13 protein-coding genes are annotated in these 15,680 nt (G+C 65.7%); 6 read left to right on the top strand and 7 right to left on the bottom strand.

Annotated elements, in window-relative coordinates; translation table 11 throughout:
* Window positions 1–1,107 (top strand): DUF2336 domain-containing protein, encoded by a 1,107-nt coding sequence (locus tag Q0030_RS13210; protein WP_298367381.1) that lies wholly within the window; start codon window positions 1–3, stop codon window positions 1,105–1,107.
* Here Q0030_RS13210 and Q0030_RS13205 read toward each other — a convergent pair.
* Genes Q0030_RS13205 through Q0030_RS13195 form a run of 3 tightly spaced genes read right to left on the bottom strand, consistent with a single transcriptional unit; the run spans window position 1,104 to window position 2,886 of the window.
* Window positions 1,104–1,742: a DUF1109 domain-containing protein gene (locus tag Q0030_RS13205; protein ID WP_298367379.1), complete on the bottom strand. Its 639-nt coding sequence runs from the start codon at window positions 1,740–1,742 to the stop codon at window positions 1,104–1,106. The two genes, Q0030_RS13210 and Q0030_RS13205, sit on opposite strands and share 4 nt — an antisense overlap.
* Before the next feature lie 2 nt (window positions 1,743–1,744).
* A complete protein-coding gene (locus Q0030_RS13200) occupies window positions 1,745–2,290 on the bottom strand; it encodes a sigma-70 family RNA polymerase sigma factor (RefSeq protein WP_298367377.1) in 546 nt (181 codons plus the stop codon).
* 32 nt (window positions 2,291–2,322) lie between these two features.
* On the bottom strand, window positions 2,323–2,886 hold the full coding sequence (locus tag Q0030_RS13195; RefSeq protein ID WP_298367375.1) for a hypothetical protein: 564 nt from the start codon (window positions 2,884–2,886) through the stop codon (window positions 2,323–2,325).
* On the opposite strand from Q0030_RS13195, the gene Q0030_RS13190 reads away from it, so the two are divergent.
* Window positions 2,885–3,286, top strand: coding sequence for a hypothetical protein (locus Q0030_RS13190; protein ID WP_298367373.1), 402 nt, complete (start codon window positions 2,885–2,887; stop codon window positions 3,284–3,286). The genes Q0030_RS13195 and Q0030_RS13190 overlap by 2 nt on opposite strands.
* Before the next feature lie 128 nt (window positions 3,287–3,414).
* Entirely contained in the window at window positions 3,415–4,194 is a 780-nt protein-coding gene (locus Q0030_RS13185) for an enoyl-CoA hydratase (protein ID WP_050403329.1), read from the top strand.
* Here the strand turns inward: Q0030_RS13185 and Q0030_RS13180 are convergent.
* Window positions 4,191–6,053: an acetyl-CoA hydrolase/transferase C-terminal domain-containing protein gene (locus tag Q0030_RS13180; RefSeq protein ID WP_298367368.1), complete on the bottom strand. Its 1,863-nt coding sequence runs from the start codon at window positions 6,051–6,053 to the stop codon at window positions 4,191–4,193. The genes Q0030_RS13185 and Q0030_RS13180 overlap by 4 nt on opposite strands.
* A 242-nt stretch (window positions 6,054–6,295) precedes the next feature.
* Between Q0030_RS13180 and Q0030_RS13175 the strand changes: the two genes are divergently transcribed.
* Window positions 6,296–7,714 (top strand): TolC family outer membrane protein, encoded by a 1,419-nt coding sequence (locus Q0030_RS13175; RefSeq protein WP_298367366.1) that lies wholly within the window; start codon window positions 6,296–6,298, stop codon window positions 7,712–7,714.
* Between the two features lie 138 nt (window positions 7,715–7,852).
* The gene (locus Q0030_RS13170; protein WP_298367364.1) at window positions 7,853–8,821 is read left to right on the top strand and encodes an amidohydrolase family protein; all 969 of its coding nucleotides are present in this window, start codon (window positions 7,853–7,855) and stop codon (window positions 8,819–8,821) included.
* Here Q0030_RS13170 and Q0030_RS13165 read toward each other — a convergent pair.
* From Q0030_RS13165 to Q0030_RS13155, 3 genes are all read right to left on the bottom strand, one after another.
* Window positions 8,814–11,948: a CusA/CzcA family heavy metal efflux RND transporter gene (locus tag Q0030_RS13165; RefSeq protein ID WP_298367362.1), complete on the bottom strand. Its 3,135-nt coding sequence runs from the start codon at window positions 11,946–11,948 to the stop codon at window positions 8,814–8,816. The two genes, Q0030_RS13170 and Q0030_RS13165, sit on opposite strands and share 8 nt — an antisense overlap.
* A gap of 89 nt (window positions 11,949–12,037) precedes the next feature.
* The gene (locus tag Q0030_RS13160) at window positions 12,038–13,285 is read right to left on the bottom strand and encodes an efflux RND transporter periplasmic adaptor subunit (RefSeq protein ID WP_298367360.1); all 1,248 of its coding nucleotides are present in this window, start codon (window positions 13,283–13,285) and stop codon (window positions 12,038–12,040) included.
* 150 nt (window positions 13,286–13,435) lie between these two features.
* Entirely contained in the window at window positions 13,436–14,842 is a 1,407-nt protein-coding gene (locus Q0030_RS13155) for a CoA transferase (protein WP_298367358.1), read from the bottom strand.
* 95 nt (window positions 14,843–14,937) lie between these two features.
* On the opposite strand from Q0030_RS13155, the gene Q0030_RS13150 reads away from it, so the two are divergent.
* On the top strand, window positions 14,938–15,225 hold the full coding sequence (locus tag Q0030_RS13150; protein WP_298367356.1) for a hypothetical protein: 288 nt from the start codon (window positions 14,938–14,940) through the stop codon (window positions 15,223–15,225).
* The last annotated feature ends 455 nt before the right edge of the window (window positions 15,226–15,680 follow it).

Genomic DNA, 15,680 nt, shown 5'->3' with positions numbered 1-15,680 from the left:
ATGAGTTCGAAGCCCGAGACCGCCCCCGAAAGTCTGCTCGACGAGCTGCAGACGACGCTCGCGCACGGCACCGTCGCACGCCGTGTCGAGACGCTGCGCCGCGTGACCGACCTCTTCATCAACGGCTCGGTCAACTATTCGGACGAGCAGATCGTGCTGTTCGACGACGTTTTCCAATGCCTGCTCGAGCACATCGAAAATTCGGCGAAGGCGTTACTCGCCAACCGCCTCGCCCCGATCGACACCGCGCCGTCGCAGACCATCCGTACCCTTGCATTCGACGACCTAATCGAGGTCGCAGGCCCTGTGCTGACATTGTCGCCGCGGCTCGACGACGACACCCTGATCGAGACCGCGCGCAGCAAGAGCCAGGCGCATCTGCTCGCGATCTCCAACCGCAAGACGCTGAGCGGCGCCGTCACCGACGTGCTGGTGCTGCGCGGCAACGACGAGGTGATCCAGAGCGCGGTCAACAATCCCGGCGCGGAATTCACCGAGCGCGGCTTCACGCGGCTGGTCAGCCGCGCCGAGGGCGACGACAATCTGTCGACCTGTGTCGGCCTGCGCCCGAACATCCCGCGGCATCTCTACCTCAAGCTGGTCGCCAAGGCCTCGGACGCGGTCAGGCAACGGCTCGAGGCTGCCAATCCGCAGCAGGCCAAGGAGATTCCGATCGCGGTAAAGGAGGCGACGCGACGCGCGCGCTCGGCGCCCGCCGCCGTCACTCCGGACACCACGATCGCGCATGCGCTGGTCAAGTCGCTCTACCAGGACGGCCGGCTCGACGAATTCCAGCTCGCAGCCTTCGCCGAGGCCGGCAAGTTCGACGAGACCAATGCCTCGCTTGCCGCGCTCGCCAATGTCTCGGTCAGCATCGCCGAGAACATGATGATCGAAACCCGTGCCGAGGGCGTGATGATCCTGGCCAAGGTCTCGGGCCTGTCATGGTCGACAGTGCGATCGATCATTAATCTGCGCGACGACATCTCGGGCGGTGAACCGACCGATCTGCAGGCCTGCAAGGACACCTATGAGCGGCTGCGGCCATCCACCGCGCAGCAGGTGCTGCGCTTCCATCGCATGCAGCAGTCCGCGCCCGCGGCCTAGTATCGCAACGCCCGCTTCCCCATCAGCGCGCCGACGCTTGCGACGATCGCCGTCGCCAGCGTGTACCAGGTGGCAACGAACAGCGGCGAGTCATCGGTGCAGTGCGACGCATAGACGGTCGCCGCGAGGCCTGCCGAGAGCAGGCCCGCCACCGCGCCGGCGACCGCCGGCCGCGCCGGCGCGCCCTGCCGCAGCCCGTACAGCGCGCCGACCAAGAGCGGCAGCGACATCGCGGGGATCGCGGTCATGCACGCCATCGAGTTCTTGCCGATCAGGCGCGTCATCATCGGCGTGCGCTGCGGCATCATCATCTCGCCGCTGATCGCGGCGACGAGGATGCCGGCGGGAATCAGCAGCCACCAGCCGAAGCTGCGCAGCGAGGCTTCCGGCCGCGACAGATGCAGGCTGACCGCGATCGCCGAGGCGGCGAGCGCCAGCGTCACCGCGAACTTCAGATCGAAGAACGGATTATGCATCGCGGTCATCACGTCGGGGCGCACGCCGAGCTCGGCGAAGAAGATCAGCAGCGAGACCGGCGCCGCCGCCAGCAGCGCCATCATCAGCGCAAGACCGATCGGGCGAGCCCGATAGGCATTGTCGGCGGTCAGGGTTCGAATGAGTTGATCCGTGTCCATGCTCATCGGTCCCGTAGTTTCGCAGTCAGGCTCGCAAGCCCACGATGCAGCGCGACCCGTACCGCGCCCTCGGTCATCGCGAATTTCGCCGCGGTGTCCTTGATCGAGGTGCTGTCGACCGCGATCGATTGCAGCACGTCACGCTGCCGCGCGGGCAACGCCTGCAACTGGGCGGTCACCTCGCTCGGCGACGCGGTCGGCTCCGGTGTTTCCCCCGGCAGCGTCTCGGCGAAATCATCGATATTGACGAAGATGCGCCTGCCGCGGCGGCGCAGGGCGTCGATCAGCTTGTTGCGTGCGATCGCGAACAGCCACGGCGCGAACGGCGCGCTGGTGTCCCAGGTCTGTCGCTTCAAATGCACCGCCAACAAGATGTCCTGCACGATGTCCTCGGACTGATCGACCGGTTGTCCCGCGCGCGCCAGGCCGCGTCGCGCCGCGGCACGGAGTACCGGCGTGATGGCCCTGAGCAGGCGATGATACGCCGCGTCATCGCCTGAAATGGCCGACCGCATCAGGTCGGTCCATTCATCCTCACGTTCGCGCACGCAGGCTCCTGAATTGCAATTCGGCCGATCTTTCAGTTTGTTACGCGGCAAGCCAAGGACATCACGAATTCGTGACCAGCATCCTCCGGCAAGGCCGCGCCGAAGATCAGCCTCAAAGAATCGCTCCGGCGGGTTTCCAGACGGAAGGGCTCATAACACCGATCGGTCCGACACGCATCGGTGCTGCTGCCGTCGACGATCCACCGGGATGAAATTGCCCAGCTTTTGCCCTCTGATGCCCGAAGATTCCCTTTTTTTGCCCCGGTGTAGACACGCCGCGGGGTCTCATTTCGCGTTCGGGACGGGCGAAATGGGGAGATCATCAGAATGAAGATCAAAGCCAGCGGGCGCTTGGCCTTGATGGTTGCGACAGGGCTGACAGCGTTTTGTGTGTGTCTCGCCGGACCGTTGCCGGCGCATGCGGCCGGTTCGGATCCCGCCGCGACGAAATCCGACAATGCTTCGACCGACAAGTCCGCGGACCAGAGTTCGCGGCATGGCCGGCGCCATGCGCGCCACCAGTCTTCCAAGACGGCCGACAAATCCGAGAGCAAGAAGGCCACGAACGGTGCCGGCAGCGTGACGTCGGCGGGCATGCCCGCCACGGTCGCCAATGCCAATGCGGAGCTGACGTCCGGCGACGGCAATGCGAGCACCGCGCCCGCCGCCGTCAATCCGGTGATGGCCGCCTCCGACAAGCCCGGCGACGCGCAACCCGACGGCAGCGTGGTCGCATCCGACCAGCTCAACGACCTCGACCGGGCCCTGCAGCAGGAGCCGCCGGCGGAACAACCGCAACCGGTTCAACCGCAGACCGCCCAGCAGGAGGCGCCCGCGACGCCGCCGCCTGCCGCCGTAGCGGCGCCCAAGCCGGCCCCGGTTCTGGCGAGCAGCGACAGCGCGAGCTGGGACCAGACCTCGCTGATCGGCAAGATCTTCATCGGCTTCGGCGCCCTGCTCACGGTGGCCTCCGCCGCGCGCATGTTCATGGCCTAGGCCGACATCCTCGCGGCTTGCGGCGCGGGGGCAGCCTCGCGCCGCGGCCCAAAGCCTCGTTTCAGCCACTTGAAGCGCATCCCGCCAGCAGGCACATTGCCCAGCAAATCAGGCACGGGGTTTGCGTCATGGCTACGTTCGAATTCATCATCGTCGAAAGCAAGGGACCGGTCGGCGTCATCACGCTGAACCGGCCCAAAATGCTGAATGCGCTGTCGTTCGGCGTGTTCCGCGAGATCGCCGCGGCGGTCGACGATCTCGAGGCCGACGACAAGATCGGCTGCATCCTGATCACCGGCAGCGAGAAGGCCTTCGCGGCCGGCGCCGACATCAAGGAGATGCAGCCGAAGGGCTTCATCGACATGTTCAACAGCGACTTCACCGCCATCGGCGGCGACCGCGTTGCCCGTTGCCGCAAGCCGACCATTGCGGCGGTCGCGGGCTATGCACTCGGTGGCGGCTGCGAGCTTGCGATGATGTGCGACATCATCATCGCCGCCGACACTGCCAAGTTCGGCCAGCCGGAAATCACCCTCGGCACCATCCCGGGCATCGGCGGCACGCAGCGCCTGACCCGCGCAATCGGCAAGTCGAAAGCGATGGATCTCTGCCTCACCGGACGGATGATGGATGCGGCGGAAGCCGAACGCTCGGGCCTCGTGTCGCGGATCGTTCCGGCCGACAAGCTGCTGGAAGAGGCGCTCGCCGCGGCGGAGAAGATCGCCTCGATGTCGCGTCCGGCGGCCGCGATGGCCAAGGAAGCCATCAACCGCGCGTTCGAGACGCCGCTTTCGGAAGGCATGAATGTCGAGCGCAACCTGTTCCACTCGACCTTCGCGCTCGAGGATCGCTCCGAGGGCATGGCCGCCTTCATCGAGAAGCGCAAGCCGGTCAACAAGAACCGCTAGTTCACGCGGCTTCGTTGCAATGCCGCGGTCACGAGCGCGCGATAGGCGCGCTCGGCGAAATGCGTCGGCTTGTCGAGACCGAGCCGCGCCAGGCATTCGCGGTCGGCGGCGTCAGGTGGATGCCGCATCCCCTGCCACAGCAGGCCGGCGAGTTGCAGCGGGGTCTGCTGCGCCTGCTGCAAGATCTGCAGGGCCGGAATCAGCCGTTGCTCGACGTCGGTGAAGTCGCTGCCGAACGGGAATGACGGCAACAGACCTGCCTCGCGCGCGGGCTTCAGCGCCCTGCTGATGCGCTCGGGATAATTTTCGCGGTGAGCGGCCGGGATTTCATGGCCGCGCGGCAGCTTGCCGGCATCCTTGGCCTGCCGCATCAACTCGCCCTGGAAGCGCGAATCCGACACCTGCAACATCGCGGCGATCACGTCGGCATCGGATTTGCCCCTGACGTCGGCGACGCCGTATTCGGTGACGAAAACATCGCGCAGGTGGCGCGGAATGGTCTCGTGACCGTAGGACCAGCGGATGTTCGACTGCGTCTGCTTGCCGGACGGATGGGTCGCCTCCAGCGCCAGCACCGAGCGGGCGCCCTCGAGCGCGAACGCCTGGGCCACGAAATTGTACTGGCCGCCGACGCCGCTCACGACTTGGCCGTTCTCGAGCCCGTCGGAGATCGCAGCGCCCAGCAGCGTCGCCATCATCGCGTTGTTGACGAAGCGCGCATCGACGCGGGCGCGGCGCTTGCCGTCCTCGTCGCCGAATATCTCGTTGGTGAAGGACACCGGCATCATCTGGATTCGCGCCAGCTGCTCGCCCGTCATCTCGCGCAGCGCCCGATAGAAGGATTGCGGCCCCAGGAAGAATGCGCCGTGCAGGATCACGCCGCCAATGTCGCGCTTGAGGATGCCGGCGTCGATCAGCCCGAGGAACGCCTCGAACAGCATCTCGCTGACGCCATAGAGGCCCTTCTCGAACGGCCCGGTCTCGGCCGCCGCGAGCTGTGCGGTACCGGGCGCAAGGCGCTGCATGATGCCGTGGAATTGGGCGTTGTCGCTGTGACGCACCACAAGCCCTTGCGCCAGCGCATCGCCGACCTGCCCGATCCCGATCTGCAGCGTGCCGCCGTCGCGGACCAGACCCGCAGCATGCAATCCGATCGCATATTTGGTGTCGCTGATCGGCTCCGACGGCGGCGCGAACAGCGGGAAATCGGTGTCGGGACTGTCGAGCACCGCATCAAATTCATCCGCCGGCAGATCGCCGGGCCCCGGCATGAACGGTAGTTCGGAATTGACCTGGCCGATCAGCTTGAATGACGCGCGCCCCTGCGCGCGGGCGCGCAGCACGTCGAGCGTCGTATCGGTGTTGCAGCTCAGGCTGTAGCGCGGCACGCCATCGACCACGCGCGTGGCGACGAGCTGGGGCACGACATTCAGTCCGCGCGACAGCAGGTACGACGCTGCGTGGGTATAATTTGCGGAAATGTAGTGCTGCTGGGCGAACGGCTGATGCAGCCATTGCCCGGCGAGGAAGAAAAACTCGATCACCTTGATGTTGGGCGGAAGCGCGCCGCGATGCAGCGCCTCCGCATAGGCGAGATCCGGATAACCGCCGAACAGGCGATCGATCACCGGACCTATGAAACGCTGTTCGAGCAGGCTCTTCGGCTTCGGCTTTTCCAGCGTCAGCGCCGAGAACAACGTCAGATTGATCGAGCGATCGGCGACCGCCCGCGCGTACAGTGCATTGACGATGTGGTTGGCTTTGCCGAGGCCGAGCGGCAGCCCCACCACGAGCTCGGTTCCGACGTCACGAATGATATGCTCCGCGATCGCCTCGGGGTCAGTGAAGATTTTTGGCATCTGCGATGAACCCGGGCAAGGCGGTGGATGACCGGCATCGCTGAATCGGCGGCCGGCGGTTCGAACTTATACTTCATATGACGGTTGCGCTCGCCTGTGACGAACCGGCAACAGACAACAGCCGAAATGATGTGCAGATGGGGCGCGGCGGTTTGCCTGTGGCGGCGCCGCCCCGTAAACAGGTAGATGTGTCGACGGCGTCGGCGGAGGCGGACTGCCGGGGTTTTGGTTTGCGGGATCACATGGTTGGGCGTGCCGCTGATATTGGCGACGTAGCGAGGCGCGTGCTTTTGTCGGGCATCGGCCTTGGCGCATTGACATGCGCGCTGCTGACTGCCACCGCAGCCCGCGCCGAGAGCCTGCCGGAGGCCCTGGTCAAGGCGTATCAGACCAATCCGCAGCTCAATGCCGAACGGGCGCGGCAGCGCGCCACCGACGAGAACGTGCCGCAGGCGCTGGCCGGTTACCGGCCCCAGATCATCGCCGGCCTCTCGGTCGGCCTGCAGGCCGTGCGCGACCAGCTGCCCGGTAACGTGATCCAGGGCGCGACGCTGAAGCCCTGGCAGATCGGGGTCACCGTGACCCAGACCCTGTTCAACGGCTTCAAGACCGCAAACAGTGTCCGCGTCGCCGAGTTGCAGGTGCAGTCGGGGCGCGAGGCCCTCCGCAATGTCGGCCAGGGCGTGCTGCTCGACGCCGTCACCGCCTACACCAACGTGCTGGCCAACCAGACCCTGGTCGAGGCGCAGCGCGCCAACGTCGCCTTCCTGAAGGAGACCCAGGCGATCACCCAGCGCCGCCTCAATGCCGGCGATGTCACGCCGACCGATACGGCGCAGGCGGAGGCCCGGCTCAACCGCGGCCTGTCCGATCTCAACGCCGCCGAGGTCAACTTCGCGATCAGCCAGGCGACCTATGCGCAGGTGGTCGGCAGCGCGCCGTCGCAATTGCGTCCGGCCGAGACCATCGACCGGCTGCTGCCGCGCAGCCGCGAGGATTCGATCGCGCTTGCGGTGCGCGAGCATCCGGCCGTGATGGCTGCAGGCTACGACGTCGACGTCGCCTCGACCTCGATCCGCGTCGCCGAGAGCAGCCTGATGCCGAACGTCACCCTGCAGGGCAGCGTCAGCCGCAGCCGCGACAGCGACCAGACGCTCGGTACGTTCGGGACCGACCAAGCCTCGGTGATCGGCCAGGTCACGCAGCCGATCTACGACGGCGGCACCGCGGCTTCGCAGACCCGGCAGGCCAAGGAAGTGGCGGCGCAGAGCCGGCTTGTGCTGGACCATGTCCGCAACCAGGCCAAGACCGCCGTGGTCAGCGCCTGGGTCGCCAATGAGGGCGCCAAGATCGCGGTGTCGGCCTCCGAGTCCGAGGTGAAGGCTGCGGAAGTTGCGCTCGCCGGCGTGCAGAAGGAAGCTGCCGGCGGCCAGCGCACCACGGTCGACGTGCTCAACTCTCAACAGGATCTGATCACGGCGCGGGCCCGGCTGATCGGCGCGCAGCGCGACCGCGTGATCGCGTCCTACACGCTGCTCAGCGCGGTCGGACGCCTCGACGTCAAGACGCTCAATCTCAAGACGCCCGACTATCTGCCCGAGGTGCACTACCATCAGGTGCGCGACGCCTGGCACGGCCTGCGCACGCCGTCGGGACAATAGGCGTTGCGGAACTGTTCGCACCGCGAACCGGTCCTTTCCGCCCGCTCTCTCCGCCGATAACCTCCGCCCCCGCCGGCCATCAATAATGCCGGTGCGCGGATCACGCGCATAACAGCCGAGCACGCAGGGAGACGTCCAATGCTGACGCGACGCAGTATGATGGCGGCTTCCATCGCAGCGGGAGTGACCATGACCAGCAGCAACGCATTTTCCAAGGCATCGCAACCATCCACCCCGGTAAGCTTCGACATGCCCGCCGGTGCCTGCGACTGCCACACCCACATCCATGGCGACCCCACGAAATTCCCGTTCTTCGCCGGCCGCCTCTACACGCCGGAACCGGCCTCGCCGGAAGAGATGAGCGCGCTGCACAAGGCACTGCATGTCGAGCGCGTGGTGATCGTGACGCCGAGCGTCTACGGCCCCGACAATTCGTCGACCTTGTTCGGCATGACAGCGCGCGGTCCCACGGCGCGCGGCGTCGCCGTGATCGACGACAAGACCAGCGAGAGCGATCTCGACGCCATGCAGAAGGCCGGCTTCCGCGGCATCCGCCTCAACCTTGCGACCGGCGGCGTCAACGATCCCAATGTCGGCCGGCAGCGCTTCTCGGCCGCGATCGAGCGGATGAGGGCGCGCGGCTGGCACGTGCAGTTGTTCACCAGCCTCACCATGATCTCCGCGATCAAGGACCTGGTCGCGGCAGCGCCGGTACCCGTGGTGTTCGACCATTTCGGCGGCGCCGAGGCCGCGCTCGGCACGGGCCAGCCGGGCTTTGACGATCTGCTCGCGCTGGTCAAATCCGGCAAGGCGTATGTCAAGATCTCCGGCGCCTACCGCGCCTCCAGGCTCGCGCCCGACTATGCCGACGCCACGCCGCTGGCCCAGGCGCTGATCGCGGCCAATGCCGAGCGCATCGTCTGGGGCACCGACTGGCCGCATCCGGATTCGGTGACACCCCAAGGCAAGAGGGTCACCGACGTCACGCCGCTGTACCAGATCGACGACGGCCGCCTCCTCAACCAGCTTCCGGTCTGGGCACCGGACGCCGCGGTGCGCAAGACCATCCTGGTCGACAATCCCGCACGGCTCTACGGCTTTACCTAACGTTGTCCTTCGGCCGGCGCGAGAAGGAGGAGATCAGGACCGGCAGCGTGATCAGGATCACCAGCGGCGCCAGCATCATGCCGGTGACGACGACGATGGCGAGCGGCTTCTGCACCTGCGAGCCGATGCCCTCCGACACCGCCGCCGGCAACAGGCCGATGCCGGCGACGACGCAGGTCATCAACACCGGACGAAGCTGCAATTCGCCGGTGCGGATCACCGCGCGCATCCGGTCATAGCCCTCGTCGATCAGCTGGTTGAACTGCGACAGGATGATGATGCCGTCCATCACCGCGATGCCGAACAGCGCGATGAAGCCGATCGCCGCCGACACGCTGAACGGAATACCCGAGATCAGGAGCCCGAGCACGCCGCCGAAGATCGCCATCGGGATCACGCTCATCGCGAGCATGGTGTCGACCATCGAGCCGAAATTGAAGAACAGCAGCACCGCGATCAGCACGAGGCTGATCGGCACCACGATCGACAGCCGCTTGATGGCGTCCTGCAGATTGCCGAACTCGCCTACCCATTCGAGACGCGAGCCGGGCGGCAACTGGACCTGCTCGTTGACCTTCTGCTGCGCTTCCAGGATCGCGCTGCCGAGGTCGCGGTCACGCACCGAGAACTTGATCGGCAGATACCGCTCCTGCTGCTCGCGATAGATGTAGGCAGCACCGGAGATCAGCTTGATCGAGGCGACTTCGCTCAGCGGGATCTGCGTGATGCCGCCATTGGCATTCGCAACCCCGATCCGCAAGTTCTGGATCGCCTCCGCGCTCTTGCGATATTCCGGCGCGAGACGGACGATGATCGGGAAGTGCCGGTCGCTGCCGGGCTCATAGAGATCGCCGGCGCTGTCGCCGCCGACTGCAACCTTGATGGTGGCATTGATATCGCCCGGCGCCAGACCGTAGCGCGCGGCGCGCGCACGATCGACGTCGATCTGGATGGTGGGCTGGCCAAGCGAGGTGAACACCGCAAGGTCGGTGATGCCCTGCACGGTCGACAGCACAGCCTTGATCTTGTTGGCAGTGTCGGTCAACGCCTGCAGGTCGCTGCCGTAGAGCTTGATCGAGTTCTCGCCCTTCACGCCCGACACCGCCTCCGAGACGTTGTCCTGCAGGTACTGCGAGAAGTTGAATTCGACCCCGGGGAACTTTGCCTGCAACTGCGCGAGCAATTGCGCGGTGAGCTCTTCCTTGTCGTGCGTGTCGGGCCATTGGCTGGCCGGTTTCAGCGGCGCGAAGAACTCGGCGTTGAAGAAGCCTGCGGCGTCAGTGCCGTCGTCGGGCCGGCCATGCTGCGACACCACGGATTCCACCTCGGGACGGCTGCGGATCAGCCGCCGCATGTCGTTGACGTAGGCATTGCCTTCCTGCAGCGAGATCGTCGACGGCAGCGTGGCGCGGATCCACAGATTGCCTTCTTCCAGCTTGGGCAGGAATTCGAGGCCGAGGAAGCGCGCGAAAATGATGGTGGTGACCACGAGGCCGGCGGCGCCGGCCATCACGATCTTGCGATTGGCGATCGCCCAGTTCAGCGCCGGCAGGTAGATCGCGTCGAGCTTCTTGACGATCCAGGTTTCGGTTTCGTGGATATGCGCCGGCAGGATGATCGCGCTCAGGGCCGGCGTGATCGTGAACGTCGCGAGCAGTCCGCCTGCCAGGGCATAGGCATAGGTCCGCGCCATCGGCCCGAAGATGTTGCCCTCGACACCGCCCAGCGTGAACAGCGGCAGGAACGCGGCGACGATGATGGTGGCGGCAAAGAAGATTGACCGGGAGACGTCAGCCGCGGCCGACAAAATTGCGTGGCTCTTCATGCCCATCACCGTGTCTTCGGAGATGTGGCTTTGCTCGGCCTCCGACAGCGCGGTGGTCTGCGAGAGCCGGCGGAAGATCGCCTCCACCATGATCACGGTGGCATCGACGATCAGGCCGAAATCGATCGCGCCGACCGACAGCAAATTGGCGGACTCGCCGCGCAGCACCAGGATGATCACGGCGAAGAACAGTGCGAACGGAATCGTCGCACCGACGATCAGCGCGCTGCGGAGATCGCCGAGGAAGATCCATTGCAACAGCACGATCAGGAGGATGCCGACCACCATGTTGTGCAGCACGGTGTGGGTGGTGAGATCGATCAGGTCCTTGCGGTCGTAGATGCGCTCGATCTTCACGCCAGGCGGCAGAACCGAGGAATTGTTGATCTGGTTGACGAGCTGCTCGACGCGGGCGATCGTCGGCGAACTCTGCTCGCCGCGCCGCATCAGCACGATGCCCTGCACGATGTCGTCGTCATTGTCGATGCCCGCGATGCCGAGCCGCGGCTTCTCGCCGATGGTGACGGCGCCGACGTCCCTGACCAGCACCGGATTGCCGCCTGATTGCGAGATCATGGTGTTGGCGAGATCGTCGATCGAGCGGATCAGGCCGACGCCGCGCACCACGGCCGATTGCGAGCCGATGTTGACGGTGTTGCCGCCGACATTGATGTTGGCGTTGGAGACCGCCTGCAGCACCTGCGGCAGCGTCAGGCCATTGGCGACCAGCTTGTTGAAGTCGACCTGGATCTCGTAGGTCTTGGTCTTGCCGCCCCAGCCGGTGACGTCGATCACGCCGGGCACCGCCCGGAAGCGGCGCTGCAGCACCCAATCCTGCAACGTCTTGAGGTCGAGCACGCTGTAGTTCGGCGGGCCTTTCAACCGGTAGCGGAAGATTTCACCGATCGGACTGACTGGCGAGATGCCCGGCTGCACATTGCCCGGCAGGGGTGCAAGCTGCGACAGGCGGTTGAGCACCTGTTGCAGCGCCTCGTCATAGGTGTAGTCGAAGGAGAACTGCAGCTTGACGTCGGACAGGCCGTACAGCGAGATGGTGCGGATGGTCCTGAGGTTCTTGATGCCAGCGACCTGGGTCTCGATCGGGATCGTGATGTAGCGCTCGATTTCCTCGGCCGAGAGGCCCGGGCTCTGCGTCACGATGTCGACCATCGGCGGGGTCGGATCGGGATAGGCCTCGATGTTGAGCTGCTTGAACGCAAGCAGGCCGCCGATGAAGACGGCGACGAACATGGCCACCATCAAGTAGCGGCGATTGACGGCAAGGGCAACGAGGCGATCCATTCAGATCGGCACTTTCAACGGTGAGGATTTTTCTTGATGAGCATGGTCGATCCGGAAGGCCGGTTCCCCCCTTTTCCGGATCATGCGTCTTAAGTGCCAGATGCGGCGCGGTCGATGAAGAGGCTTCCCTTCGTCACGATCTGCTCGCCCGGCTTGAGATTACCGGCGACCTCGACGAGGTCGCCATTGATGAGGCCGGGTTTGATCTGGCGCAGCTCGATGGTCTTGTCGTCAGCCTTCGCGACCCAGACGCGAACCTGATCGCCCTCGTAGATCAGCGCCTGTTTCGGCACGCCGACGGCCGGGTGGTCGCCCTTCGAATACAGTGTCACATTGGCGAACATCTCGGGCTTCAGCCGATTGTCGACGTTGTCGATGGTGGCGCGGACCAGGAGCCGGCGCGAGGTCGCGTCGATCGCAGCGGCGACATAGTTGACGCGCGCGTTCAGCACCTTGCCCGGCAGCGCCATCACGCTGAAGCTGAGGTCCTGCCCGACCGCGACGTTGTCGGCATCGGATTCGCGGACAAAGGCGATCAGCCAGACCGTCGAGAGATCGCCGATCACATAGACCGGGTCGCTGGCGCCGGTCGAGACATACTGGCCGGGGCCGGCCTTGCGCTGGACCACGGTGCCGCCGATCGGCGCGAACACCGTCGTCTCCGGATTGAGGCGGCCCTTCTGCTGCAGCGTCGTGATGGCGTCATCGCCGAAGCCGAGGATGTGCAGCTTGTTCTGCGCGGCTTCGAGCAGCGTCTGCGCCGAGCGCGCATCGTTCTGCGCCTGCACCAGCGCGGCCTGCGCAGTCTGATAATCCTTCAGCGGGATCGCCTTGCCTTCAGACAGATCCTTGGCGCGCTTCTCCTGGATCTGGGCCAGATCGAGCGCCGACTGCGCCTTGTTGAGGCCGGTCATCGCGGCGACGTAGTCGTTCTGCGCCTGCACGGTGTCGGCCGCTTCGATCACGAACAGCGGCTGGCCCTTCACCACGGCATCGCCCGGCCGCACCAGCAGACGGGTCACCCGCCCGGTATAGGGCGAGTAGACCGGGGTCGAGCGGTCCTCATCGATCCCGATCTTGCCCTCGGTCACCAGCTCGGAGCGGAAGGTGTGCTCCGTGACGGTCTGGAAGGTCAGGCTGGCCCACTCCGCTGCCGACGGGGTGTAGCGCGCGCCCCCTTTGCGGGATTGGCTCGAGACTTCCGAAGGCTTCTGCTTCTCTGCGCCGATACGCGTGTAGCCATAGGCACCCGCGCAGGCGGCCACCAGCACCGCCGCGGTGACGAGCAGACGCGGGCGTCTAAAGCTCTGCACTCTCTTGGTAAACTCTTTCAGCATGCGGTCCGCCGGGTCGATGTTGCAGCTTCCGGCGGGGCAGCCCCAGCGGCGCGCTAATAGTGCCGAATTGCCGTTTCGAACAACCTAAAAATCACACTTCGGCAACACCTGTTGTGAAAGTTTGGACGACCTCAACGGCGACAGAATGTCTCACCCGGGAAACTCCGGGGCAGGAAACTCCGGGGGATGGCTGCCAAGCGGCATGGCAGGACGGGACCAATAGGCCGGGGTTCGCGACAGAACGGCCGCATGCTGGACCGAACTCAGCGTACCAAAACCGGACGGAACCCGCTCGACGAAGGGCCGCACTGCGTCCGCCTTTAGGTCCTCGGTTGCAAGGCCCCCGTCGAGGCGGCCGAGATTCCACAGCCAGCGCCCGGTCTGCGCCAGCGACACCCGGACGTGCCAGCTGCCGCCCTCGCGCGCCTGGCGGGCCTTGGCCATCATTGCGCCGAACGCCATGAAATATCCGGTGGCGTGGTCGAGCATCTGGGCCGGCAGTTCCTTCGGTCCATCGACACCCGCCGCCTGCCCTTCGGCATGATTGAAGCCGGTCGTGGTCTGCACCAGCGAATCGAAGCCGCGGCGCTCGGCCCACGATCCGGCATGACCGTAGGCCGACAGTGTCACATAAACGATCCCGGGATTGATGCGCGCCGCCTCTTCCACCGAGAAGCCGAGGCCTGCGATCGCCTGCGGGCGATAGCCCTGGGAGAGAATATCGGCCTGCGCGACCAGACCGCGCATCACGCCCCGCCCCGCCTCGCTCCGCAAGTCGAGGAAGCTCGTCAGCTTGCCGCGGCCGGTGTCGATGGTGAGCCACGGGATCGTCGGGAGGTCGGGACCGGAGATCAGGAGCACATCGGCTCCATGCGCCGCGAGCGTGCGGCCGGCGACGGGACCCGCGATCACGCGCGACAGGTCGAGCACACGGATGCCGGCCAGCGGCCGCTTCCCCGCCGGCCACGGCTTTGGCGCGGCCTCGCCGATCTTCTCGATCGAGATCAGCGGCAGTTTTGCCAGCTCCTTGGCGTGGGGCGTCGCCGACCACTCGTCGTAAGAGCGCATCAAGGCGACGACGCCGCCGGCCGCGTAGGCCGTGGTCTCGAACGCCTCGCCGTCCCATTGCAGCAGCGCCGCCTGGACGTCGTCACGTTCGGCGTTGCAGCCAAGCACCTTGCAGACGGCGTCGCGGTGATGCGGGAAATTGGTGTGGAGACGGACGAAGCGGTTGTCGCGGACACGGTAGACGCCGGCGATCTTGTCCCAGGCCGGCGGCGGCGGCTTGTCGTCGACGCGCAGGTAACGCTCGCTGCGGCATTCGACGACGGCATGGCGCATGTCGACCGCGACCTTCTGCATCTCGCCGGTGCGGGCGTTCCAGATCTCGGCCGCCGCAAGGCCGGCGGCGGCGATCGGAGCCTGCGCTGCGGCCGCGACCCGAAACGACGACGGCAATTGCGGCTCGCTGCCGGTCAGCGTGACCGCATCGAGCGCGGACGGTGTGCCGCCGACGCCGATCCAGATATCGGCAAGGATTTCACGGATGCCCTGCATGTGCATTCCTGTTGGCGATTATTCTCTGCCCGAGCATGATGACAGAATGGCGGTGCCCGATCCCGACCGTCATACCGACCTGAACAGGAGTTGCAATGGCTGCCATCGATCCCCTCACCGCCGGCGGCGTCTTCCTCGCGACCGCCGCGACCGACGCGGTCTATGTCATGTTCACCTCGGCGGTCGTGGCGCGCAAGCGCGTGCCGGCTGCGACCTGGAGCAGCGTCTGGTACGTGCTCTCCTCCTATGCGGTGATCAGCTACACCGAGAACTGGCTCTACGTCGGCTTCGCAGCGGCCGGTTCCTGGGTCGGCGCCTATGCGTCGATCACCTTCCTGCACCGCCCGCCGGGCGGGCCGCCGGTCGGGGCCGCGGTGGAATAGTATGCAGCTGCGCAAGGATTGAACAATCGCTGGGGGCTGGCGACGAGGAATGCATGGCCCCCATCCGTCGTCCCGGCGAAAGCCGGGACCCATACGCCGCAGCAGCTGTAGTTGGCGGGACTCGTCGTTCCAACGGTGCACAACAATCGGCATTTGTGGTTATGGGTCCCGGCCCCCGTGCGCAATTGCGCACTAGGCCGGGACGACAGTGAGTGTGTGGCGCGGCCCGTGAGTCATACGTCAGCATTCTCGCGACATGAATTGCCCGAGCTTTGCTCTTCGTTCCGCCCTCTCCTCTCGCAGAGGGCGCAGGGAAAGCCGGGTGCCGATCGCACCCATGGGTCCCGCGTAGTAAAAAACGCGGGAGGTAGGACCACAGGTGTAACCGGGAACTCCGGCTTTTCCCTGCGCGATGGGTTACGGCTTACTTCGTGCTCTCCCCGGCGAGACTGGGC

Origin of the sequence: uncultured Bradyrhizobium sp., assembly GCF_947648125.1 — a bacterium.
Lineage (GTDB): Bacteria > Pseudomonadota > Alphaproteobacteria > Rhizobiales > Xanthobacteraceae > Bradyrhizobium.
This window is presented reverse-complemented; position numbering and strand designations above follow the sequence as displayed.